Below are 22093 nucleotides of genomic sequence, written 5' to 3'. Positions count from 1 at the left end.
GGAAATCATCTATGATGATTGGTCGCATGACGGGAGCACCCGCCTCCCCGGAGCCTTACCAGCGTTTGAGGGCATCTTCGTCAGTGTCTTTGGCCGCGACCCAGTCCGCACTTCCACCGCTGAGGATTTCCTTCTTCCAAAATGGCGCACGGGACTTCAGGTAATCCATCAGATACTCCGCCGCCTCGAAGGCATCCTTCCGATGCCGCGCCGCGGTGGCAACCATCATGATGCGTTCGCCTGGAGCCAGACGGCCATGGCGGTGGATCACCAGCGCATCAGCCAGCGACCAGCGGCTCATGGCCTCCTCGGCTATCGCAGTCAGCGCCTTCTCGGTCATGCCCGGGTAATGCTCGATCTCCATCGCCTGGAGACCGCCCTGATCGGCGTCCCGTACCACACCTGTGAAGGTCACCAACGCACCAGCATTGTTCACACCTGCTGCAAAGGCATCGCTTTCTGCACCTAGTTCAAACGGGGCTTCCTGCACGGAAATCCGCATCGTTCAACCCCCAGTCATCGGCGGGAAGAAGGCGACCTCGCGCACGCCATCAAGCGGGGCGTCGAATTCCGACAGTTCCTGGTCCAGTGCAACACGCAGCGCAGACAGATCGGCAAAAGCGGCGGCGTAGCGGTCTTCCCGGGCGCGCAGTTCTTCGACCAGGTCCGCGACTGTGACGGCGGAGGTTTCTACCCGCTCGCGCGGCAAGCCAATGCGCTCGCGCACCCAGGCGAAATACAGGACATCCATCAATGAGCCTCCTTCAAATGCGGCATCGCCTTGCGCAAATAGTCGATCCCGGTGATGGCGGTCAGGGCGGCGGCAATCCACAGCAGCCATAGCCCGATACGGCCAGTCCAGACCATTCCGTCGAATTTCCAGCGCAGGCCCATTTCATCAGAGACCTGGCCGGTCATGATCTGTTCGATCAGCGCCTGATCCATGCCAAACGAGGACATCACCAGATAGTGCTCAAAGATACCCTGCGAGAACAGCGTAGCAATGGCGATCATTTGGGCCGTGGTCTTCCACTTGGCGAGCTTGGTCACTTTCAGCGTGCCGGCCGCTGCACCAAGGTACTCGCGCAGGCCGGACACGAACACCTCGCGGAACAGGATCACAGTGGCGGGCAGCACCAGCCATGGAGTCCAATGTTCAGCCGAATACCCCACCAGGATCATCAGTGCGATGACCACCATTGCCTTGTCAGCAATCGGGTCCAGCATCGCGCCCATCTTGGTTTCCTGCTTCCAGGCGCGCGCAAGATAGCCGTCGAACCAGTCGGTCACCGCCGCAGTCACAAACAGCAGCAGGGCAAACCAGTCCGCATAGGGGCGGCTGAAATACAGGAACATCACGGCCAGGCCGGGCGCTGCGACCAGCCGCAGCAGGGTGAGGATATTGGGCAGAGTCCACTTCATGCGGCGCACATTATCCGTCTGTTTCGCAAGTGGAAAGCGGCGTTAGCCAAAATTCAGCGGCAACAGGCACAGAAGCGCAGCGGCGGGTTGAGGTCATCGAGCGAAGTTTGCACGAGGGGCGCGTCCTCTTCACCCCACCGAAGTATCCAGCAGCGCCCCCTTCTTTTCGCCGTGATGGCTGGACCGGTCGAATTTCCGGTGCATCTCGTTCAGACGGTCGCGGTCGTCGAATATGTGAATGTTGATCACCCGCATCAGGTCTTCCTGTGCCATCTTCAGCGCATCCGCTTCAGTATCCGCCAGCCCGGTACCCTTGAGCTTGTTCAATTCCTTGGCAATCTTCTCGCATTCCTTCTTGGCCTTGCTCACATGTTCCGCCTCATGCACCAGGCAGCAAGCATAGAAGCGGTACCATTCGATCAGCGCCCGCGGCGACAACCCGCTGACAGAGCGTTTGGGGCATTTGACCGTTGTGTGCAGGATCAGTTTCAGCGCTGAGACCTTGGCCGTCACCTCGAACCAGCCGGTTTTCTTGTCGACCTTGGGTTTGCCGTCAGCCACATATTTGCCCTTGGCCGTCAGGCATTCCAGTTCCGTGGTGGTCAGAAAGGCCACCTTCTTGTTGTCGTTAGGGTCTTTGGGGCCGCTTTTCTTGATGCTCTTGGCAATGTCCGGCAGCGTTTTTCCGGACACCGAATAGGTGTCATAGACAACGTTTTTCACGGTCAGGGAGACAGGCATAATTCCTCCGGGCAGTTAAGGGCTGCCCTTCAGACTTAGCACGATTGCCTCTCAGCCCAAAATCAGCAGCCTACCCCTGCGCATGGAAGTGGTCATAGATCCGTTCAGCCAGCGCTTCGGAGATCCCATCCACGGCCTTGAGGTCGGCCAGATTGGCGCGGCTCACGGCCTTGGCGCTGCCGAAATGCGCCAGCAGCGCCCGCTTGCGCGAGGCGCCGACACCAGGGACCTCATCCAATGGCGTGGCACTGACCGCCTTGGCGCGTTTGGCGCGGTGGGTGCCAATCGCAAACCGGTGCGCCTCGTCCCGCATCCGCTGGACGAAATAGAGCACCGGGTCATTGCGCTGCAGGGCAAAGGCGCTCTCGCCGGGGCGGTAAAACTCTTCCTTGCCGTGGTCGCGATCCACACCCTTGGCGACGCCGACCATGGGGATGTCCTGAACCCCGTGCGCCTCCATAATCTCTGCCACGGCAGAGACCTGCCCGGCGCCGCCATCGATCAGCAGCAAGTCCGGCCACAAGCCCTTTTCCCGGTCCGGGTCTTCTTTCAGAAGGCGCGAGAAGCGGCGGTTCAGCACTTCCTTCATCATGCCGAAGTCATCGCCCGGCACCAGGTCGTCCCCCCTGATATTGAACTTGCGGTAGGCGTTTTTCATGAAGCCCTCCGGCCCCATCACGATCATGCCGCCCACGGCATTGGTGCCCTGGATATGGGAGTTGTCGTAGACCTCGATCCGCTGCGGCGGGCCGTTCAGCCCAAAGGCTTCGGCAATCCCGCGCAGCAGTTTGGCTTGCGTCGCGCTTTCGGCCATACGGCGGGCCAGGCTTTCGCGCGCGTTGCGCACCGCAAAGGCGACCAGCTCGGTCTTTTCGCCGCGCTGGGGCACCAGCAGCTCGACCTTGCGCTCTGCCTTCTCGCTCAGCGCAGCCTCCATCAGGTCAGCGTTTTCGATGCCGTCGGACAGGATCAGCTGCCGCGGCGGCTCCTTGTTGCTGTAAAACTGGCCGAGGAAGGCTTCCATGATCTCTGCCGGGCTGTTGTCCGCATCCACCCGCGGGTAGAAATCCTGGTTGCCCCAGTTCTGATTGGCACGGATGAAGAAAACCTGCACGCAGGCCTGGCCGCCATCCATGTGCAGGCCGATCACATCCGCCTCCGCCACCCCGCGCGGGTTGATACCCTGCGAAGTCTGCACCTGGGTCAGCGCCTTGATCCGGTCGCGCAGCGCGGCGGCGCGCTCGAACTCCATCGCCTCGGATGCGGCCATCATCTGCTCGGCCAGTTCCTCCTGCACCTTGGTGGAGCGGCCGGACAGGAACCGTTCGGCGTCACGCACGCTGGCGGCATAATCCTCCTCGCTGATCAGCCCGGTGCAGGGCGCTGTGCAGCGCTTGATCTGGTACTGCAGGCAGGGCCGCGTGCGGGTCTCGAACATCGAATCCGAGCAGTTGCGCAACAGGAACGCCTTTTGCAGCTGGTTGAGCGTCCGGTTCACCGCGCCTGCGCTGGCGAAGGGGCCGAAATAGCTGCCCTTCTGCTTGCGGGCGCCGCGGTGCTTCTTGATCTGCGGAAAAGCATGATCCTTGGCCACCAGGATATTGGGGAAACTTTTGTCGTCGCGCAGCAGCACGTTGTACTTGGGCTTCAGCTGCTTGATCAGGTTTTGTTCCAGCAGCAACGCCTCGGTTTCCGTCCGGGTGGTCAGAAACATCATCGAGGCAGTCAGAGCGATCATCCGCTCGATCCGCGGACTGTTGCCGGGACGGGTGTAGTTCGACACCCGCGCCTTCAAATTGCGCGCCTTGCCGACATAAAGCACCCGGCTGTCCGCATCCAGCATCCGGTAGACGCCGGGCGATGCGTCCAGAGTTTTCACATAATCCTGAATCACGGCATAGCCGGTGCGGACAGGCGAATCCGGGGCAGTTTCGGAAGGCTGGTCAGTCATGCGCCAAGACATATGATTCCCCGGCGATGGCTGCAATGTTTGCGTGCCAGGATCAAGAGCGGGGAAATCCACGGAAGCTGTGGATAACTGCGGAGATATCTTTGGGCTATCCCGCCTTTTCTCTTATTTCAGAGCGGTTTTGGACAAATGCCTAAATTTTAGGCGCCCTGTTAAAGTGCTGATTTAACGCAAAATTTTTCACGCCGCCTGTCAAGGTTTTGAAAAGAAAGGCACTTTTGTAACGCTTCCGTGACGGCAGGTGAACCGGTGCAAAACTTGCAGCGAAAGGGACGGTTTTCCCGGCGTTTGCGTCACTCAAGACCGTCGCTGTCCGGGGTCTGCCAGCCCAGGTGCTGACCGCCGTCGACGCAGATCATCTGGCCCGTCACGGCCTTTGCCTGCAGCAAATAGCTAAGAGCCGCGGTAACATCCCCCGCATCCGCGCCGCGCTGCAAAATAGTGGCCTTACGCTGGCGGTCGAATTGCTCCGCGCTCTGCCGCGGCCCTTGCAGGGTCGGGCCTGGACCGATGGCGTTGACGCGGATCCGCGGAGCCAGCGCCTGCGCCGCCGTCTGCGTCAGCGTCCACAGCGCTGATTTGGCCAGGGTGTAGCTCATGAATTCAGGTGTCAGCTTGCGCACCCGCTGGTCGATCATATTGACTGCCAGGCCCCAGGCTCGCGGCTCGCCGGCAGCATCCAAGTCAACCGGAACGTCCTGCGCTGCCATCGCTTGCAGCAGCACAAACGGCGCCCGCAAATTGCTGTCCAGATGCCGGTCCCAGCTGCCGCGGGTGGCCGTGGCCAGTGTGTCATGCTCGAACACGGAGGCATTGTTGATCAGGCAGGTAACCGGACCGCCCAGCGCGTCCGCTGCCCGCGGCAGCAGCGCCTGGGCTTGGTACTCTTCCAGCAGGTCCGCCTGCAACGCGACCGCCTGGCAGCCCTTTGCACGGATATGATTGACCGTATCCTGAGCCTCATCAGCTGAAGAGGCATAGTGGATAGCGACATCGTATCCTTGCGCCGCAAGCTCCAAAGCCATGGCACGCCCCAGCCGCCTGCCCGCTCCGGTCACCAATGCCCGCATCTGTGCCTCCCTGCTGAAAATGCAGAGAAACAGTTAAAACAGGACGGCCATATAAGCCAGATAAAGCGCAGTCAGAATTACACCCCAAATCCGGGTGATGTCCTGTTTGAAAAAGACAAAGGGGATCAGCAGCAGCGAGGCCCCCAGCATCACCCACAGATCGAACTGCAGGAACTCCGGATCCACGCTGATCGGGCCAACAAAGGTGGCGATGCCTATGATGGCCAGCAGGTTGAACATGTTGGAGCCGATCACATTGCCCAGCGCCACATCCGCCTGGCGGCGCAGCGCCGCCATCACAGTGGTGGCCAGCTCCGGCAGCGAGGTGCCGACCGCCACCAGCGTCAGGCCGATGACCGTTTCGCTGATGCCGTAGGTGCGCGCAATGATGCTGGCATTGTCCACCAGCAAGTCCGCGCCCAGCGGCAGGCCGATCAGTCCCAGCAGCAGGTAGATACAGACACGCCAATAGGGCATGTCAGGGTCGGCTTCCTCGATCTCTTCCAGATCCGCATCAGCGGCGCAGCCATTGCCTTTGCCGTTACGGCGGTGGTTGCGCGCCTCGCGGAAGGCGATACCCAGCACCACGGACAGCGCGGCCAGCAGGATCAGGCCGGACCAGATGGTGAAAGTGCCGCAAAAGGCCAGGCCGATGAACAGCACCGACGCGCCGAGCATGAAGATATAGTTCTTGCGTGTGCTGCATTCGCTGGTGTGCAATGCACGCATGAGGGCCGGTATGCCCAGCACCAGCAGGATATTGGCAGTGTTGGAGCCCACCACATTGCCCATTGCGATGCCGTCAGCACCCTCATGCACGGCACTGATGGCGATCAGCAGCTCCGGTGCCGAAGTGCCGAAGGCGACGATGGTCAGGCTGACAATCAGCGCAGGAACCCCCAGCCGCAGGCTGAGGTTCACCGCACCACGCACCAGCGCGTCTCCCGCCAGCAGCAGGATGACCAAACCAAGCGCCGAATACAGCCATGGCATCATTTGCCACGATCCCCCTTCTTACAGGCGCACGGCCCCTTGCCGATCTTGAAGCGGCCGCAGGACGGGCAGCGCCTGGAATTTATTTGCTTCTGGCCGGGAAACCGCAGCTTGCCGAACATCGCCAGCACAGCCATCACCACCAGAAAGATTGCAACGATCTTGAACAGCACGTCAGAGACCGAAACGCGCGTATTCGGCACGCTCCTCGATCCCGGCCAGCGCATCCTGCGCGACCTGCATGCCAAAGCGGCTCAGCAGCGGTTTCTTCAGGCCATAGCGGCGGAAACGGACCTTCTCGCCAAACCGTTCCTGCATTTTGGGCTTCAAGTGGCCGATGCCGTCGATCAGCCCCAGTTCCTCGGCCCGGCGCGCCAGCCAGATTTCGCCGGTGAACAGGCTCTCTTCGCTGTGCAGCTTGGAGCCGCGGCGCTCGGTGACGTGGTCGATAAAATTGGCGTGGATGTCGTTCAGGATCACCTTGAGGCGCTTCACATCCTCAGGGTTTTCCGGGCGGAACGGGTCCAGCATCGATTTGCTCTCACCCGCGGTATAAACCCGCCGCTCCACCCCTTGGCGGGCCAGCAGCACATGCGCCCCAAATCCAGCAGAGATAACCCCGACTGAACCCAGAACGGAACTAGCGTCGGCCCAGATTTCATCCGCGGCCGCCGCCAGCCAATAGCCGCCAGAGGCGGCAACATCTTCGACAAAGGCATAGACCGGCACTTCCAGCTCTTCCGACAGCCGCCGGATGCGGGCGCCGATCAGCGAGCTTTGCACCGGCGAGCCTCCGGGCGAATTAATCTCCAGCGCCACGGCGGCGGGCTTGCCCTTGCGGAAGGCACGCTCCAATACCGGGGCCAGTGCTGCATCGCTCAGGGAGCCGCGCCCGGGCATTCCGATAGCGCCATTGAGGCGAACCACTGCCACCAGCGGCTGTCTTTTCAGGAAAGGCAGGTGAAATCTCATGGCGCCGATGTAGAGGGCCGCCCGGGGTGAAACAAGGTGCGCGGTCTTGGGAATTGGCGTGAAATGCAAAAACCGCACAGTCGCGGGCATAATTGCAACGCTGGTTTGCGCACGGCAAAGAGCACGGCTGCTTGCCAGCCACTAAGGTCAGCGGCTTGCAGCTGTTGCCTCCCGCGGAGCCAGCACCGTGCTAACGCTCGGAACTGGCTGCAGGCGCAACATCGTGCATCAGCGCCGGGTCACGCGCGGATGCGCCAGCCCGTTTTGAAGATCCACCAGATCACGCCCACGCAAGCGAGAGTAAACCCTCCAATGGCGCAAAGGCTCAGCAGCACAGGCACATCCGCCTGGCCGAAAAAGGCCCAGCGGAAGCCGGAGACCAGGTAGACTACAGGGTTGAACAAGGTGATCGTCTGCCAGACCGGCGGCAGCATAGAGATCGAGTAGAATGACCCGCCCAGGAACACCAGCGGTGTCACCACCAGGAGCGGCACCAGCTGCAGCTGTTCGAAATTCCCGGCCCAGATTCCAATAATGAACCCCATCAGTGAGAAGCTGAGGCAGGTCAGCACCAGAAACGCCACCATCGCCAGCGGATGCTGGACCGAAAGATCCACAAACAGCGAGGCCGTGCAGAGGATCACCGTGCCGATAAACAGCGACTTAGTCGCCGCCGCGCCGACAAACCCCGCAACCACTTCCAGGAAGTTGATCGGCGCCGACAGGATCTCATAGATATTGCCGATGAATTTCGGGAAGTAGATCCCGAAAGATGCGTTGGAGATGCTCTGCGTGATCACCGACAGCATCACCAGCCCCGGCACGATGAAGGCGCCGTATTCGACCCCGTCAACCTCCTGGATGCGGCTGCCGATGGCGCTGCCGAACACCACGAAATAGAGCGAGGTGGACAGAACAGGCGAAATAAAGCTTTGCAGAAAAGTGCGCCAGAACCGCGCCATTTCCGCCTTGTAGATGGTGGCTACTGCTGTCCAGTTCATGCTGCATCCTCCGACGCCGCGCCAGCCGAAACCAGGCCGACAAAGATATCTTCCAGACTGGATTCGCGGGTCTGCACATCCGCCAGCACCAGCCCTGCCTCCGCCACGTCGTTCAAAAGCGTGGTGATACCGGTGCGCTCCGCCCGGGTGTCATAGGTATAAAGCAAGGCATCACCGCCGTTGACGATCTGCAGATTGTGCTGCGCCAGCGCCGCGGGGATTGCTTTGACCGGTGCAGTCAGCTGCACCTCCAGCTGTTTCTGCCCCATTCGGGCCATCAGCTGCTCCTTTTCCTCGACCAGCAGCAGCTCGCCGCCGGTGATCACACCGACCCGGTCGGCAATCGCTTCGGCTTCCTCGATGTAGTGGGTGGTCAGGATGATGGTGACCCCGTCCGCCTTCAGTTCCCGGACGATCTCCCACATGTCCTTGCGCAGCTCGACGTCAACGCCCGCGGTCGGCTCATCCAGGAACAGGATGCGCGGCTCATGCGCCAGCGCCTTGGCAATCAGCACCCGCCGCTTCATGCCCCCCGACAGGTCCATGATCCGGCTGTCCCGCTTCTCCCACAGCGACAGTTTGCGCAAGACCTCCTCCACCAGCGCGGGATCGGCAGGCTTGCCGAACAGGCCTCGGGAAAACGTGACAGTATCCAGAACCTTGGTGAAGGGCTCCAGCGTGATTTCCTGCGGCACCAGACCGATCAGGGCACGCGCCTGCCGGAACTGGCCGACATTGTCGAACCCGCCCACACTGACAACCCCGGAGGTCGCGGTGGTAATGCCGCAAATAGTTGAAATCAGCGTGGTCTTGCCCGCACCATTGGGGCCGAGCAGGGCAAGGATTTCACCCTCTTCAATTTCCAGAGAAACGCCTTTCAGCGCCTGGAAACCGCCATCGTATGTTTTGCGCAGATCGCGGATAGACAGGATCGCCGCCATGGTGCCTCCGGGATGGTCTCAAATCCCGGCCACCCTAGCGGCGGTTTGCCGCGCCTGCCAGCCCTGCCCGCAGGATCACGCCGCAGAATGAACTGTGCGCCAGTGCAGGGGTTAGCCGCGGCCTGTCACCTTGCTGAACCAGCCCTTCTTTTCCTCACCCTCTTCCGGTGCATCGCCATCCTGGTTTTCATCTTCCGGCGCCAGATGCGCCTGAAGATTGGCAAAGAACTGATCCGCCATCTTTTTGGCAAAGCCGTCAATGATCCGGCTGCCCAGCTGCGCCAGCTTGCCGCCGACCTTAGCTTCAACGTCATAAGACAACAGCGTGCCGGTTTCAGACGGCGCCAAAGTCACGACAGCACCGCCCTTGGCAAATCCAGCCGCGCCGCCTTTGCCTTCGCCGGAAATGGTCAGTTTTTCGTTTTCAATCAGATCCGACAGCGTGACCTGTCCCTTGAAAGTGGCTTTGACCGGCCCGACCTTCTGGGTGACCGTGGCCTCAAAGCCGTCTTCCGGCGTGCCGGTCACCTCCTGCGCACCGGGCACGCAGGCCTGCAGCACCTCCGGCGTCAGCAGCGCTGTATAGACAGTTGCCGGATCGGCGGCGATCTCTTTCTGGTCACTCATCTGCATAGGCTGGGCCTCCCTGGCGCTCCGTTGCGGTTCCCTTCAGACCTAGCCGCCCTGCCCCGCCCTGCCAAGCCCGCGGCGGCCATAAGCACCCAGCCGGGCAGTTTTATCTTGACGTCAAGATTTGTGACTATATATCTCGACATCAAGACAACCAGGAGAGCGTCATGAAAATCATTCTTTTCGGTGCCACCGGCGACGTAGGCAGCGCAGCCTTGAAAGCGGCAGTATCCCGTGGCCACCACGTGACCGCAGTGGCGCGCCAGCCGCAGGCGCTGGCCGCCATCAGCCCGAATGTCACACCGTTTGCATTGGATCTGCTGAAAGACCCTGACGCTGCGGCCGCAGCTGCCAAGGGGCATGACCTGGTGATCAGCGCCCTGCGCCCGTCTGCAGGACGCGAGGCAGATCTGGTACCGTTGACCCGCACCGCACTGGCTGCTGCACGGCAGGCAGGCATCCCCGCACTGGTAACCGGCGGCGCCGCGACGCTGAAGCTGGCAGATGGCAGCGGCCATACGGTGCTGACTGCACCGGGTTTCCTGCCCGATGGCGTCCGCCCAATCGCCGAGGCCTGCGCCGCACAGGACGCCCTGCTGGACGCAGAGACCGAAGCGCAATGGACCTGCCTCCGCCCGCCCGCGATGCTGGCAGAAGGGCCGCAGACCGGCAGCTACCGCTTTGGAACTGACACGCTGGTCACGGATGCTGAGGGCAACTCGCAAATCTCCTTTGCAGATTTCGGCGCAGCGTTGCTGGATCTAGCTGAGGCTCCGCGCGGAAGCAGCCGGAAGCTGACGGTCGCCTGGGGCGCTCCCGCCCCTGCCCTGGCGGCCGGCTGACGCCGGACCTTGGGCAGCGCGCAAGGCTCGCTGCCGCGCCGCGCTTCTGCGCGGCGCCAGACCCAAGGCTTGGCCGGGCATCTTTGATGCACTGACAAGGCACGGGAGCCCCTGCTTTCAAGTAGTAAAGCGAGTCCTCCACAGCAGTCAGTAAGGAAGCCCCACATAGTTCTCAGCCAGCGAGACCTGTGCTGCATCTGAGGAAAACAGGTAATCCAGTTCCGCCCTTTGCAGCCTCAGGTCGGTCTCCGACCCCTCCGGCGCCCTGTGCAGCAGGTTGGTCATCCACCAGCTGAACCGCTCCGCCTTCCAAACCCGCGCCAGCGCCTTTTCCGAATAGGCGTCCAGCCCGGTACTGTCGCCCTTCAGGTAGTGATCCAGGAAACCGTGGTAGAGATAGTGGATGTCTGACGCCGCCAGGTTCAGCCCCTTGGCACCGGTGGGCGGCACGATATGGGCCGCGTCGCCTGCCAGGAACAAATTGCCATAGCGCATCGGCTCAGCCACAAAGCTGCGCAGCGGCGCGATGGATTTCTCGATCGACGGGCCGGTCTGCAGGCCCGCCGCCACGTCCGCGGGCAGCCGCCGCTTCAACTCCTCCCAGAACGCCGCATCGCTCCAATCCTCCACGCGGTCGGTCAGCGGCACCTGGATGTAATAGCGGCTCAGCACCCGGCTGCGCAGCGAGCAGAGGGCAAAACCGCGCTCATGCCGTGCATAAATCAGCTCTTCGGCCACTGGCGGTGTCTCTGACAGTACCCCCAGCCAGCCAAAGGGGTAGACCTTCTCATATTCCTTCAGCACATCAGACGGGATCGACTTGCGGCTGACTCCGTGGAACCCGTCGGCGCCAACGATGAAATCGCACTCTGCCCGCTGCGCCTCTCCATTCTGCTCCCAAGTCACAAAGGGGCGCGCTTCGGTCAGGGCCTGCGGCTGCACATTCTGCGCCTCGTGAATGACCGCGCCGCCCATTGCGTCCCGCGCTTCATACAGGTCACGGGTCACTTCAGTCTGGCCGTAGACCACCACCGTGTCGCCGCCGGTGCGGCCTGCCAGGTCGATGCGGTCCAACTGTCCCTGATGGGCGATGAGAAAACCTTCGTGGATCTCCCCCTCGCGGTCCATGCGGGCGCCGCAGCCCGCCTCGCGCATGAGGTTGACGAAACCATGCTCCAGCACCCCTGCCCGGATGCGGCCCAGCACATGCTCCCGGGTATGCTTTTCCAGCACGATCGAGCCGATCCCCTTGCAGTGCAAGAGCTGCGACAGCAGCAGCCCCGAAGGCCCGCCGCCAATGATGACAACCTGCGTCTGATGCGTGGACATGCGCATTCCCCTGTTTGCTTTTTGCATTCGTGCACCAAAGATTATGCGATGGCCGCCCAGGCTTGCGAATGGACCAAGCGCGTCATTTCCTGTACATTTCGAACATGACGCCCAAACCTCGGATAGATAGCTACAACTTGTTCGGCGAAACAGCCGAACTGGCCGATGTGCTGCATATTGAGACGATCCGAGCCCGTTCAGAGCTGCACGACTGGGAATTGCGGCCGCACCGTCACGCGCGGCTGCATCAGCTTTTGCTTCTGAGCGAAGGCGGCGGCAGGGCTGAAATTGACGGAATCAGCCATTCCCTTGCCCCGCCTTGCCTGGTCAATGTGCCCCGCGGCGTGGTGCATGGCTTCAGTTTTGGCCCCTGCACCTCAGGCTGGGTCATGACCCTCGCTTCTGAGTTCCTGGATCAGAACCTGTTTCCAAGTGAGGGGCTACGCGCGCGGCTGGACCTGCCCGCTGTGCTGCCGCTGCCTGCCGGATTGCAAAACCTTGCAGAACAGCTCTACCGTGAATACGGCTGCCGGGACTTTGGCCACGCCCAGATGCTGCGCGGGCTGGCGCTTTCACTCACCGCTGCGGCGGCGCGCGCCATTGCCGACGATCAGGATGCAGCGTCACATTCGCTGGCCAGCCCCTTATTTGCACGCTTTGAGGCACTGGTGGAGCGCGATTTCCGCCAGCGCCGCACGCTTGCGGATTATGCCGGCGAACTGGCCGTTTCCGCCACCCATCTCAATCGCATTGCCCATCAGGCAACCGGGCAGTCCGCCTCTGCGCTGATCAAGGCCCGCGTTCTGCGCGAAGCGCGGCGGCTGCTGATCTACACAAACCTGACCGCCGCGCAGATCGCCTATGAGCTGGGCTTCAACGATCCCGCCCATTTCAGCCGGGTCTTTGCCAATGGTACCGGAATGCCGCCACGGAAATTCCGCCAGCAGCTTGCCCGAAACGCCTGAGCCGCCGCAGACTGGCCGGAACCGAACACCGCAAACAGGGGCACCATATGCTGCAAGGGATCCGCATTCTGGAAGTTGAAGGGCTGGGTCCTGGCCCTTTTGCCGCGATGACACTGGCGGACCTCGGGGCGGAGGTTATCTGCGTGCACCGGCCGTACACCGCCCGTACACCGGCCCGTGCACCGGGAATGCCTGAAACCTCGCTGCTGGACCGCGGCAAGCGGTCGGTAATGCTGGACCTGAAGGACCCGGACGGCGCCAAAACATTCCTGAAACTTGCCAAAAACGCACATGGGCTGATCGAGGGTTTCCGTCCTGGCGTGATGGAGCGGCTGGGGCTCGGGCCGGCAGAGTGCCATGCAGTGAACCCAGGCCTGGTCTATGGCCGGATGACGGGCTGGGGCCAGGACAGCCCGCAGGCCCATGCAGCGGGACATGACCTCAATTACATCTCGCTGTCCGGCGCGCTGTGGTACGCCTCGAACCCCGGCGATGCGCCGCTGACACCTGCCACGCTGGTGGGGGATATCGGCGGCGGCGCGATGTATCTGGTGGCGGGCATGCTGGCAGGTCTTCTCAAGGCTAAATCCACCGGCGAGGGCTGCGTGGTGGATGCCGCGATCTATGACGGGTCAGCCCATATGATGAACCTGCTGATGAGCATCCGCCAGGCCGGGAACTTTGGCGTCACACGTGGAGCAAACCTGCTAGACGGGCCGCATTGGTGCCGCACCTATGCCTGTGCCGATGGCGGCTATGTTTCCGTGCAATGCCTGGAGCCGAAGTTCTATGCGCTGTTTCTGGAGCAGCTGGGGCTGTCGAAGGATCCCGAGTTCCAGCAGCAGTTCAACAAGGTGCTTTGGCCCACGCTGACCGGCCGCCTGGCCGGACTCTTTGCCAGCCAGCCGCGTGATCATTGGGCGGCGCTGTTCGAGGGGTCAGATGCCTGTGTGGCCCCGGTGCTGAACCCGGAGGAGGCAATGGCGCATCCGATGAATGCACGCGGCACCTGGGTGGAGGCAGACGGTGTGCTGCAAGCCGCCCCTGCCCCGCGGTTTTCCAGCCAGCCGGAATGGACACCGCCGGAGATCCCCCGGCGCGGCCAGCACACGGAGAAAATCCTGGCAGAACTGGCCCGGACGTAGGGTCAGTCTTCTTTCTTGGCCTTTTCAGCCGCAGCTTTCATCCGCTTGAGCAGTTCGGTCTTGTCCGCCTGCTTGCCAAAAGGGTTCTTCTTGGTGCCCTTGGCGTTATGTTCCGCGTGGCGGGGCTTGTTGCTGCCCATGCGGGCGCCGCCCATTCTGCTGTAGTCCATCGTGAGACCTCTGGATGTATCCGAAGATGCGGCTATTGCCGCATCTTTCAGGCTAACACAAGATCAGCCGTTGCGGACGGTGTCGATCATCAGCTGCACGTTGTCCGGATTGGCATCCGGGGTGATGCCGTGGCCCAGGTTGAAGATGTGCGGGCCGTTCCTGAAGGCCTCGACGATGCGGCGGGTCTCGTCCACCAGTTCCTGCCCGCCGGTCACCATGTGGCGGGAGGCGAGGTTGCCCTGCACGCAGCCGTCCACCTGCAGATTGGCGGCAGCCCAGGCCGGATCAACCGCATTGTCGAGCGCCACGCAGTCGACGCCGGTCGCCTTGGCAAAACCCACGTATTTTTCACCCGCTTCGCGCGGGAAACCGATAACGGGGATGCCCGGGTGGCGCTCCTTCAGCGCTGCGGTGATCTGGCGGCAGGGTTCCAGCGCGTATTTCCGGAACGCCTCGCCCTTCAGCGAGCCGGCCCAGCTGTCGAATATCTTGACCACTTCGGCGCCGGCCTCGATCTGCTTGGAGAGGTAGTCGATGGTCGCCTCGGTAATGCGCGCCAGAAGTGCTTCGAACAGGGCGGTGTTTTCTTCACGCAAGGCGTGGGCGGGCCCCTGGTCCGGGGTGCCGCGGCCAGCGATCATGTAGGTTGCTACGGTCCAAGGTGCGCCGGCAAAGCCAATCAGCGTCGTTTCGGACGGCAGCTCGCGCGACAGGATGCGAATGGTTTCGTAAATCGGGTTCAGCGTCTCGTGGATGTCGGAGGCCGGACCCAGCTTGGCAAAATCCGCCTCGGTGGTGATGGTCGACAGCCGCGGGCCTTCGCCGGTCACGAACCACAGGTCGGCGCCTAGCGCCTGCGGGATCAGCAGGATGTCGGCAAACAGGATCGCCGCATCAAAGCCGTAGCGGCGGATCGGCTGCAGCGTTACTTCGGCAGCCAGATCGGAATTGTAGCAGAGCGACAGGAAATCCCCGGCCTCAGCCCGCGTGGCGCGGTATTCCGGCAGGTAGCGGCCCGCCTGGCGCATCATCCAGATCGGCGGCACATCCTGTTTCTCACCCGCCAATGCGCGCAGCAGCTTCTTTTGTCCGGCCATGGTCATCCTCTTTGTCAGCTGGCTCCTGAGGTCATGCCTGAGAGGCGGAATGTCAAGAGCAGGGGCGATGTGCCGCGCCCGGCGCGGTTGCGCCTTGTCCTATGTCAAGGCCCGCGCGCCCGGCCCGTGGGAGATGCGCAAAAACCGGTTTCCTCCGGGATGCAAACTGATTTATGGCTTTCTGCATGACACTGACCCTGCCCTCCCCCGCTTCGCCCCTGAAGATTGGCACCCGCGGATCGCCGCTGGCGCTGGCCCAGGCGTATGAGACCCGCGCGCGCCTGGCCGCGGCCTTTGATCTGCCGCTGGAGGCGTTCGAGATCGTGGTGATCAAGACCACCGGCGACAATCAGGCGCTGATTGCAGCGGACAAGCCGCTGAAGGAATTGGGCGGCAAGGGGCTGTTCACCAAGGAGATCGAAGAGGACCTGTTGTCGGGTGCCATCGACATCGCGGTGCATTCGATGAAGGACATGCCGGTCGCGCAGCCGGAGGGGCTGGCGCTGGACACCTATCTGCCGCGCGAGGACGTGCGGGATGCGTTTATTTCCCCTGCGCTGAAGTCCTTGCATGATCTGGCGGAGGGCGCGGTGGTCGGCACCTCATCGCTGCGCCGCCGGGCGCAGCTGCTCAATCGCCGCCCGGACCTGAAGGTGGTGGAGTTCCGCGGCAATGTGCAGACCCGCCTGCGCAAACTGTCCGAGGGCGTGGCGGAGTGCACCTTCCTGGCGATGGCGGGCCTGAACCGTCTGGCGATGGACGATGTGCCTGCCACCGCGATTGAGACCAGCGACATGCTGCCCGCGGTGGCGCAGGGCGCCATCGGCATCGAGCGGCGTTCGGATGACAGCCGCGCAGGCGACATGCTGGCGGCGATCCATGACCATGAGACGGGTCAGCGGCTGGCGGCGGAGCGCGCCTTTCTGGCCGCGCTTGATGGTTCCTGCGAGACGCCGATTGCGGGGCTGGCGGAGCTGGACGGCACCACCCTGCACCTGCGCGGCGAGGTGCTGCGGCCGGACGGGTCGGAGGCGATCAGTGACGACCAGACCTGTGCAGTCGAGGACGGTGCGGAGCTGGGCCGGGAGATGGCGGCCAAGCTGCTGGAGAAGGCCGGCAAGGGCTTCTTCGACTGGAAGGCCTGAAGCGAGGCGCTGCCTCGCGCTCCGGGGTAATTGGGGCCAGATGAATTAAGGATCCGCTCTTCATCCGGCTGAAAATATCCAGGGGGTGAGCGCCCAGGGCGCGAGGGGGCAAAGCCCCCTGCCCGGCGTCAGATCTGCCCGGACCACCTCAGCCAGCTTTCGGGGCTGCCGCGGAAGGTGTTGAGATCGACGTCGCCCGCAATCCCGGGCACCTCGCCAGTGCCAGAATACTGCCAGAAGCTCCAGGCCTTGCCCGGGTAGACCTTTTGCGGGTGGCCCGCGACGGAGCGCAGCCAGAACTCGGTGCCGCCAAGACTGCCGATGCCGGTGTCGCGGTAGAAATCCACCGTGGTGTAGACAACCGGGCGCTTGCCGTAGTGGCGTTCCAGGATGTTCAGGAACTTGCGCGCCTCCGCCCGCACTTTGGCACCGCCTGGCCGGGTGGTGCAGGTGCGGGAGCGGTGGTTCCACTCCATGTCCAGCACCGGCGGCAGCGCGTTTGCGTCCTTGGGCACATTGCGGATGAACCAGCGCGCCTGCTCCGCTGCCGGGCGGCAGAAGTAGTAATAGTGGTAGGCGCCGCGTTTCAGCCCCGCGGCACGCGCGCCGCGCCAGTTTTCGCGGAACTTGGCGTCTGTGTGGTCGCCGCCTTCGGTTGCCTTGATATAGGCAAAGGACACGCCTGAGCGGCGCACCTTGTTCCAGTCGATGGTACCCTGATAGCGCGAGACGTCGATGCCGTGCACCGGGTAGGACCAGGGTTTGCGCCCTTCCCAGTCATGCGGGTCGCGGTCGCCGAAGCGGGGATAGGTAGAGAGCCCGGCAAGCCGCGAATTGGCCGGTTCGGTGCGGGTGACTGCCGGGGTGCTGGTGTCCCTCTCCGGCGGCCCGCCGCAGCCCGCCGCCAATGCCAGTGCCAATGCCCCAAGAACCAGTCTGCGCATGTGATGTGCTCCCTGCCTCGCTGTGTGAATGCTGCTCTTTTCTTTGCCTGTTGCGTTTCATCTTAGCGCAGGGCGGCGCAATGTCGCGCCCCAAAGGGTTCGGATCAGCGTAAATCCGCCGCAAGAAAAATCGCGCCGCTTTTAAGCAGCGCGTTGTCAGCTTCAGGGCTGCCTGCGGTTCAGACCCATTTGGCCAGAGGCGGCAGGCTCATCAGAACCGCGTTGGCGTCATGGCCGGTTTCCAGACCGAACTTGGTCCCGCGGTCATAAACAAGGTTGTATTCCGCATAGAGGCCGCGGTGGATCAGCTGGGCGTCCTTGTCCGCCTCGTCAAAGTCCTGCACCCGGCGCTTTTCGACCAGCGGCACGAAGGCCGGCAGGAAGGCGCGGCCGATGTCCCGGGTCAGGGCAAAATCCGCGGCCCAGTCACCAGAGTTCTGGTCATCCATGAAGATGCCGCCCACCCCGCGGGCGCGCTTGCGGTGGGGGATGTAGAAATACTCATCCGCCCATTCTTTGAGCCGCGGGTAGAGCTCTGCGCCGTGCGGGTCTAAATGCTGTTTCTGGGCTCCATGAAAATGCGCTGTGTCTTCTGCGTATTCGATGCAAGGGTTCAGGTCCGAGCCGCCGCCGAACCACCAGGCGTGCGGGGTCCAGAACATGCGGGTGTTCATGTGCACGGCGGGCACATGCGGATTGCGCATATGGGCGACCAGCGAGATGCCGGAGGCCCAGAACCTAGGGTCGTCCCTCATGCCCGGAATGCCCTTGCGCGCCGCCATCGCGGCTTGGGCGCGTTCGCCCAGGATACCGTAGACCTCAGAGATGTTGACGCCGACCTTCTCGAACACCCGTCCGCCGCGCATCACGCTCATCAGCCCGCCGCCGGCGTCGGAACCGTCGTCCGAGGTCCGCTTGGTTTCCGTCACCTCGAACCGGCCCGGCTCCATATCCGCGAACGGGCCTTCGCTGTGGGTGTCCTCCAGCGCCTCAAAGGCCGCAACGATCTGGTCGCGCAATTCCCGGAACCAGGCAGCCGCCTGGGCCTTCTCGTCTTTCATTTCAGCAGTCACAGGTCTTTCCAATCAGTGCATCGGCGCGGACACCGGGTCCAGCAAAGTACGGCCGCCGTCCAGTGTCAGCACCTGCCCGGTCATGAAGCCGGAGGCGTCGGAGGCGAGATACTGGGCGGTCTGGGTGAGTTCGGTGGGAGAGGCGACCCGGCCCAACGGGGTGTGCGCCTCGATATCCTGCCGGAAGCTGCGGTTTTCCTTGAGTGTCGCCTGCATCGAGGCGCTCATCACGGACCCGAAGGCGATGGAGTTCACGCGGATCCGGTGCGGCGCCAGCGCTACAGCCAGGGAGCGGGTTGCCTGATCCAGTGCGGCAGAGGCCACGGAATAGGCCATCAGCTCCGGGTGGGTGCGGCGGGCGGCGATGGAAGAAAGGTTGATGATGCTGCCCAACGGGCCGTCACCCTCGCGTTCCTCCCCCTGCTTGATCATCCGTTTTGCCACCTGCTGCGACAGGCGCACCGACGGCAGCAGGCTTTGGTTCAAAAGCTGATCAAGGGTTTCATCCTGCGGGTCCAGCGCATCGGTTGCCACAACCTGGCGGGCGCCATTGACCAGAATGTCGATATCGTCAAAGGCGTCAATGGTGGCTGACAGCAGGTTGGCAATGGTCAGACGCTCGCGCAGATCGCCGGCAAAATAGCGGATGTTGCTCTCGTCGGCCTGTTCCCCCAGTTCATCGACCAGCTGAGCCTCATGCGTATCGGCAAACATCACATTGGCGCCGGCATCGGCAAACTGCTTGCCGATCGCAAGGCCGATGCCGCTGGCGGCGCCGGTCACAATGGCGGTTTTGCCGGAAATGGAAAAGGACATGAAAAGGGTACTCCCCTATAGCATTTGGCCTGCACGTTAGACCGCGCCTGCCGGTTTGGAAACCGCCATTGCGCCGGGTCCGCGGTTACTTGCGCCCGCGCTTCGGCTTGGCCGCATGCAGGATCTTGAAGCGGTTGTCGCCACCCTCCTCGCGTACCTGGGCGAACCGTTCGGCCAGTGCAGTCTCATAGGGCAGGTGCCGGTTTGCCACCATCCACAGGCTGCCGCTGGCGGCCAGCATGGAGGCCGCGGCGCCGATGAAGGCCTGCCCCAGCGACGGTTCTGCCGCGCGGCCGGTGTGGAACGGCGGGTTCATCACCACGGTGTTCACCACGCCCGGCGCCTTCCAGCTGCGGGCGTCAGACCAATGGAAATGCGCCCGCGGATCGGCGGCATTCAGGCGGGCGCAGGCCAGCGCGGCATGGTCTGCCTCCACCAGATGAAGTTCCTCGACGCCCTCGCGCTTCAGCACCTGCGCTGAGAGATAGCCCCAGCCCGCCCCCAGGTCGGCGACGCAGCGGCCCAGCTTTTGCGGCAGGGCTGCAGCCAGCATCCGGGAGGCCGGGTCGATGCCATCTGCGGAGAACACGCCGGGGGCGGTGATGAAGCCCTCAACCTGCTGCGGGCCATCGGGCAGCCAATCGGACAGATCAGTGCCGCCCTCGATCCAGAAAATCTTGCCATGCGCCTTGGAGACCGGCGCCGAGGGTGTGCAGCGCTTGCGCAGGTCCTTCAGGAGCGAATCAATGCCTTCGGTCTTGGCGCCGTCGATCAGCACCTGACCATGGGTCGCGGCAGCAGCCTGCGCCACCAGCATCCGGGCCAGCGCCTTGGCCCGCGGCAGGAAGACGACGGCAGCGGCATAGTCCGCGCCTGCCTCCAGAGACGGGGCGCAGGCGTAGCCTTGGGCGGCGAAGTGATCATGGTCCGGGCGGAACGGCTGGATGACCAAGACCTGATCCTTGGGCAGGGCCGACAGATCATGCTCGCTGCGCGGATGGAAGACGGCGATGCGGCCCTCAGGCGGAACAGCAAAGCCGCCCGATTGGGCGGCCAGTGACAAGCGTACAGACATCTAAGGGCCTCTTTATTCTTCTTTTTCCATGGTGCACTGCAGCGGGTGCTGGTGGCGGCGGGCGAAATCCATCACCTGGCCGACCTTGGTTTCCGCCACCTCATGGCTGAACACACCGACCACCGCAACGCCCTTCTTGTGCACCGTCAGCATGATTTCAAACGCCTGTGCATGGGTCATGCCAAAGAAGCGTTCCAGCACCATCACCACGAATTCCATCGGGGTGTAGTCGTCATTCAGCAGCAACACCTTGTAGCGCGGCGGGCGCTTGGTCTTGGGCCGTGTCTTGGTGAGGACGCCGGATTCCGTGTCGTCGTCTGAATGATCAGTCATCATCAAGGGCTGCAGCGGCATGAGCAATTTGATCCAGTGGTGCATGGAATTTCCTGTGACGCTTATATAGCCTCTTAGCTGTTCAGGAAAAGAGACTGAGACCCGCAGATTGACACCTAATTTGACAACAATCGGCTTTGATGCCGACGATACCCTCTGGCACAACGAACGGTTCTTCCGCGTCACGCAGGAACGGTTTGCCGAATTGCTGCAGGATCACACCCCCGCGGACATTGGGCCGGAGCAGCTGGAACGGCAGCTGCTGGACGCCGAAAAACGCAACCTCGGGCGCTATGGCTACGGGGTGAAGGGCTTCACCCTGTCGATGATCGAAACTGCGATCGAAGTGACCGGTGAGCGGGTGCCCGCGGCCGTGATCAAGGAGCTGATCACCGCGGGACAGATGATGCTGTCCTATCCGATCGAGCTGCTGCCGCATGCGCGGGAAGCGGTGGAGGCTGTGGCAGGGCGCTACAAGGTGGTGCTGATCACCAAGGGCGACCTGCTGGATCAGGAGCGCAAGCTGGCTCAGTCAGGCCTTGGGGAGCTGTTTGACGGGGTTGAGGTGGTGTCCGAGAAGACACCGGATGTGTACCGGGACATCTTCGCACGCCATGGCGACGGTGCAGATCGTGCGATGATGGTTGGTAACTCCATGCGCTCTGATGTGGTGGCGCCGATCGAGGCCGGAGGCTGGGGCACCTATGTGCCGCATGGGCTGGTCTGGGAGGTGGAGCATGCCGAAGCGCCAGCGCACAGCCCGCGATATACCGAAATCGCCGATCTGGGCGGGCTGGCAGATCTGGTGGACAGCCTGGGCTGAGCAGCGCTATCCCTTTGGCAAACGCCAAGGGAGCCCCGGACACATGCCGCACGCAGAACTGAAATTCTCCAGCGATCTGGATCTCGATGCAGAAGCCATTCTCGCTGAAATCGAAGCGGTGATACTGGAACACGACGGCGGTGCGGGTGCCTGCAAGGGCCGTGCCTACCCCACGGACCGGTATCACCACACCCATATCACCGTCAGCGTCGCCCTGCTGACCAAGCCGCACCGGGATGAGGCGTTTTCAAAGGCGCTGCTGGCGGATCTCGAATCCCGCATCAAGGCGCGGCTGCTTCAGCCCTGCGAATTCTCGCTTGGCCTGAGCTATTCCACCCCGTTTTATGTCACCAATTTTCACGCTGGTTGACCGGAAATCTGAACAGAAGGCCTGTCAACCCGGGCTTAAGCTGCCCGCGCCCCGATGCAACGGCAACTTTTTTTGATAACCTTTCGTTAGGACTTGCCGGATTTAGCGGTCAGGCAACGCCCACACACAACATGCCGGCACACTTCGGCCGAAGCGCCTGACTGCGTGCCGGCGCCGCTGTTTATTCCTCGTAAACCCTGTGTTACGCTTTTGCACACAGGCAAAA

At 62.6% G+C, this 22093-nt stretch carries 26 protein-coding genes; 6 read left to right on the top strand and 20 right to left on the bottom strand.

The window, feature by feature from the left end; translation table 11 throughout:
* Positions 1 to 55 precede the first annotated feature (55 nt).
* The 12 genes from RA25_RS16540 to RA25_RS16485 all read right to left on the bottom strand — a co-directional run bounded on the left by RA25_RS16540 (position 56) and on the right by RA25_RS16485 (position 9742).
* Positions 56 to 502: a molybdenum cofactor biosynthesis protein MoaE gene (locus tag RA25_RS16540; protein ID WP_019297153.1), complete on the bottom strand. Its 447-nt coding sequence runs from the start codon at positions 500 to 502 to the stop codon at positions 56 to 58.
* A gap of 3 nt (positions 503 to 505) precedes the next feature.
* On the bottom strand, positions 506 to 751 hold the full coding sequence (moaD, locus tag RA25_RS16535) for a molybdopterin converting factor subunit 1 (RefSeq protein ID WP_039173808.1): 246 nt from the start codon (positions 749 to 751) through the stop codon (positions 506 to 508).
* A complete protein-coding gene (gene pgsA, locus RA25_RS16530; RefSeq protein WP_019297155.1) occupies positions 751 to 1422 on the bottom strand; it encodes a CDP-diacylglycerol--glycerol-3-phosphate 3-phosphatidyltransferase in 672 nt (223 codons plus the stop codon). Before pgsA ends, moaD begins: the two co-directional genes overlap by 1 nt.
* A gap of 129 nt (positions 1423 to 1551) precedes the next feature.
* A complete protein-coding gene (locus RA25_RS16525; protein WP_039173806.1) occupies positions 1552 to 2163 on the bottom strand; it encodes a DUF922 domain-containing protein in 612 nt (203 codons plus the stop codon).
* A 70-nt stretch (positions 2164 to 2233) separates the two neighbouring features.
* Positions 2234 to 4126, bottom strand: coding sequence for an excinuclease ABC subunit UvrC (gene uvrC, locus RA25_RS16520; RefSeq protein ID WP_193747988.1), 1893 nt, complete (start codon positions 4124 to 4126; stop codon positions 2234 to 2236).
* A gap of 299 nt (positions 4127 to 4425) precedes the next feature.
* Complete coding sequence (locus tag RA25_RS16515) at positions 4426 to 5202, bottom strand: SDR family oxidoreductase (protein WP_039173804.1); 777 nt, start codon at positions 5200 to 5202, stop codon at positions 4426 to 4428.
* A 33-nt stretch (positions 5203 to 5235) separates the two neighbouring features.
* On the bottom strand, positions 5236 to 6198 hold the full coding sequence (locus RA25_RS16510) for a calcium/sodium antiporter (protein ID WP_019297159.1): 963 nt from the start codon (positions 6196 to 6198) through the stop codon (positions 5236 to 5238).
* Positions 6195 to 6398, bottom strand: coding sequence for a hypothetical protein (locus tag RA25_RS22780; protein ID WP_152610542.1), 204 nt, complete (start codon positions 6396 to 6398; stop codon positions 6195 to 6197). The genes RA25_RS16510 and RA25_RS22780 overlap by 4 nt, the downstream gene beginning before the upstream one ends.
* Complete coding sequence (locus RA25_RS16500; protein ID WP_029204905.1) at positions 6370 to 7167, bottom strand: S49 family peptidase; 798 nt, start codon at positions 7165 to 7167, stop codon at positions 6370 to 6372. The genes RA25_RS22780 and RA25_RS16500 overlap by 29 nt, the downstream gene beginning before the upstream one ends.
* A 239-nt stretch (positions 7168 to 7406) precedes the next feature.
* Positions 7407 to 8168: an ABC transporter permease gene (locus RA25_RS16495; protein ID WP_019297162.1), complete on the bottom strand. Its 762-nt coding sequence runs from the start codon at positions 8166 to 8168 to the stop codon at positions 7407 to 7409.
* Complete coding sequence (locus RA25_RS16490; RefSeq protein WP_039173801.1) at positions 8165 to 9109, bottom strand: ABC transporter ATP-binding protein; 945 nt, start codon at positions 9107 to 9109, stop codon at positions 8165 to 8167. The genes RA25_RS16495 and RA25_RS16490 overlap by 4 nt, the downstream gene beginning before the upstream one ends.
* Before the next feature lie 111 nt (positions 9110 to 9220).
* Positions 9221 to 9742, bottom strand: coding sequence for a CoxG family protein (locus RA25_RS16485; RefSeq protein WP_019297164.1), 522 nt, complete (start codon positions 9740 to 9742; stop codon positions 9221 to 9223).
* A gap of 164 nt (positions 9743 to 9906) precedes the next feature.
* On the opposite strand from RA25_RS16485, the gene RA25_RS16480 reads away from it, so the two are divergent.
* Positions 9907 to 10581: an NAD(P)-dependent oxidoreductase gene (locus RA25_RS16480; protein ID WP_019297165.1), complete on the top strand. Its 675-nt coding sequence runs from the start codon at positions 9907 to 9909 to the stop codon at positions 10579 to 10581.
* A gap of 147 nt (positions 10582 to 10728) precedes the next feature.
* Here RA25_RS16480 and pobA read toward each other — a convergent pair whose 3' ends face one another.
* Positions 10729 to 11910: a 4-hydroxybenzoate 3-monooxygenase gene (gene pobA, locus RA25_RS16475; protein WP_052254279.1), complete on the bottom strand. Its 1182-nt coding sequence runs from the start codon at positions 11908 to 11910 to the stop codon at positions 10729 to 10731.
* A 104-nt stretch (positions 11911 to 12014) separates the two neighbouring features.
* Between pobA and RA25_RS16470 the strand changes: the two genes are divergently transcribed.
* Together RA25_RS16470 and RA25_RS16465 are read left to right on the top strand one after the other, a co-directional pair.
* Positions 12015 to 12875, top strand: coding sequence for a helix-turn-helix domain-containing protein (locus RA25_RS16470; protein WP_036762374.1), 861 nt, complete (start codon positions 12015 to 12017; stop codon positions 12873 to 12875).
* Positions 12876 to 12922: 47 nt separating this feature from the next.
* A complete protein-coding gene (locus RA25_RS16465; RefSeq protein WP_039173797.1) occupies positions 12923 to 14020 on the top strand; it encodes a CaiB/BaiF CoA transferase family protein in 1098 nt (365 codons plus the stop codon).
* Between the two features lie 2 nt (positions 14021 to 14022).
* Here RA25_RS16465 and RA25_RS23040 read toward each other — a convergent pair whose 3' ends face one another.
* The gene (locus tag RA25_RS23040; RefSeq protein ID WP_019297169.1) at positions 14023 to 14190 is read right to left on the bottom strand and encodes a hypothetical protein; all 168 of its coding nucleotides are present in this window, start codon (positions 14188 to 14190) and stop codon (positions 14023 to 14025) included.
* Positions 14191 to 14253: 63 nt separating this feature from the next.
* The gene (gene hemE, locus RA25_RS16455; protein ID WP_029204907.1) at positions 14254 to 15288 is read right to left on the bottom strand and encodes a uroporphyrinogen decarboxylase; all 1035 of its coding nucleotides are present in this window, start codon (positions 15286 to 15288) and stop codon (positions 14254 to 14256) included.
* 185 nt (positions 15289 to 15473) lie between these two features.
* On the opposite strand from hemE, the gene hemC reads away from it, so the two are divergent.
* Positions 15474 to 16433 carry a hydroxymethylbilane synthase gene (gene hemC, locus RA25_RS16450; protein WP_039173953.1) on the top strand — a complete coding sequence of 320 codons (960 nt, stop codon included), beginning with the start codon at positions 15474 to 15476 and terminating at the stop codon, positions 16431 to 16433.
* Between the two features lie 128 nt (positions 16434 to 16561).
* On the opposite strand, the gene RA25_RS16445 is transcribed toward hemC, so the two are convergent.
* From RA25_RS16445 to clpS, 5 genes are all read right to left on the bottom strand, one after another.
* Positions 16562 to 17377: a glycoside hydrolase family 25 protein gene (locus RA25_RS16445; RefSeq protein ID WP_039173795.1), complete on the bottom strand. Its 816-nt coding sequence runs from the start codon at positions 17375 to 17377 to the stop codon at positions 16562 to 16564.
* 179 nt (positions 17378 to 17556) lie between these two features.
* Positions 17557 to 18438, bottom strand: a complete 882-nt coding sequence (gene hemF, locus RA25_RS16440; RefSeq protein WP_446720115.1) for an oxygen-dependent coproporphyrinogen oxidase — start codon at positions 18436 to 18438, stop codon at positions 17557 to 17559.
* Positions 18439 to 18462: 24 nt separating this feature from the next.
* A complete protein-coding gene (locus RA25_RS16435; protein WP_019297174.1) occupies positions 18463 to 19266 on the bottom strand; it encodes an SDR family NAD(P)-dependent oxidoreductase in 804 nt (267 codons plus the stop codon).
* Positions 19267 to 19351: 85 nt separating this feature from the next.
* Entirely contained in the window at positions 19352 to 20341 is a 990-nt protein-coding gene (locus tag RA25_RS16430; RefSeq protein ID WP_039173793.1) for a methyltransferase, read from the bottom strand.
* 12 nt (positions 20342 to 20353) lie between these two features.
* A complete protein-coding gene (clpS, locus tag RA25_RS16425; RefSeq protein WP_036762377.1) occupies positions 20354 to 20677 on the bottom strand; it encodes an ATP-dependent Clp protease adapter ClpS in 324 nt (107 codons plus the stop codon).
* A gap of 106 nt (positions 20678 to 20783) precedes the next feature.
* On the opposite strand from clpS, the gene RA25_RS16420 reads away from it, so the two are divergent.
* On the top strand, positions 20784 to 21497 hold the full coding sequence (locus RA25_RS16420) for an HAD family hydrolase (RefSeq protein WP_036762323.1): 714 nt from the start codon (positions 20784 to 20786) through the stop codon (positions 21495 to 21497).
* A 43-nt stretch (positions 21498 to 21540) separates the two neighbouring features.
* On the top strand, positions 21541 to 21867 hold the full coding sequence (locus RA25_RS16415) for a hypothetical protein (RefSeq protein ID WP_019297178.1): 327 nt from the start codon (positions 21541 to 21543) through the stop codon (positions 21865 to 21867).
* Positions 21868 to 22093 lie beyond the last annotated feature (226 nt).

The organism is Leisingera sp. ANG-S5 (genome assembly GCF_000813925.1).
GTDB lineage: Bacteria > Pseudomonadota > Alphaproteobacteria > Rhodobacterales > Rhodobacteraceae > Leisingera.
The sequence above is the reverse complement of the archived record's forward strand: the minus strand, read 5'-3'. Positions and strand labels throughout refer to the sequence as shown.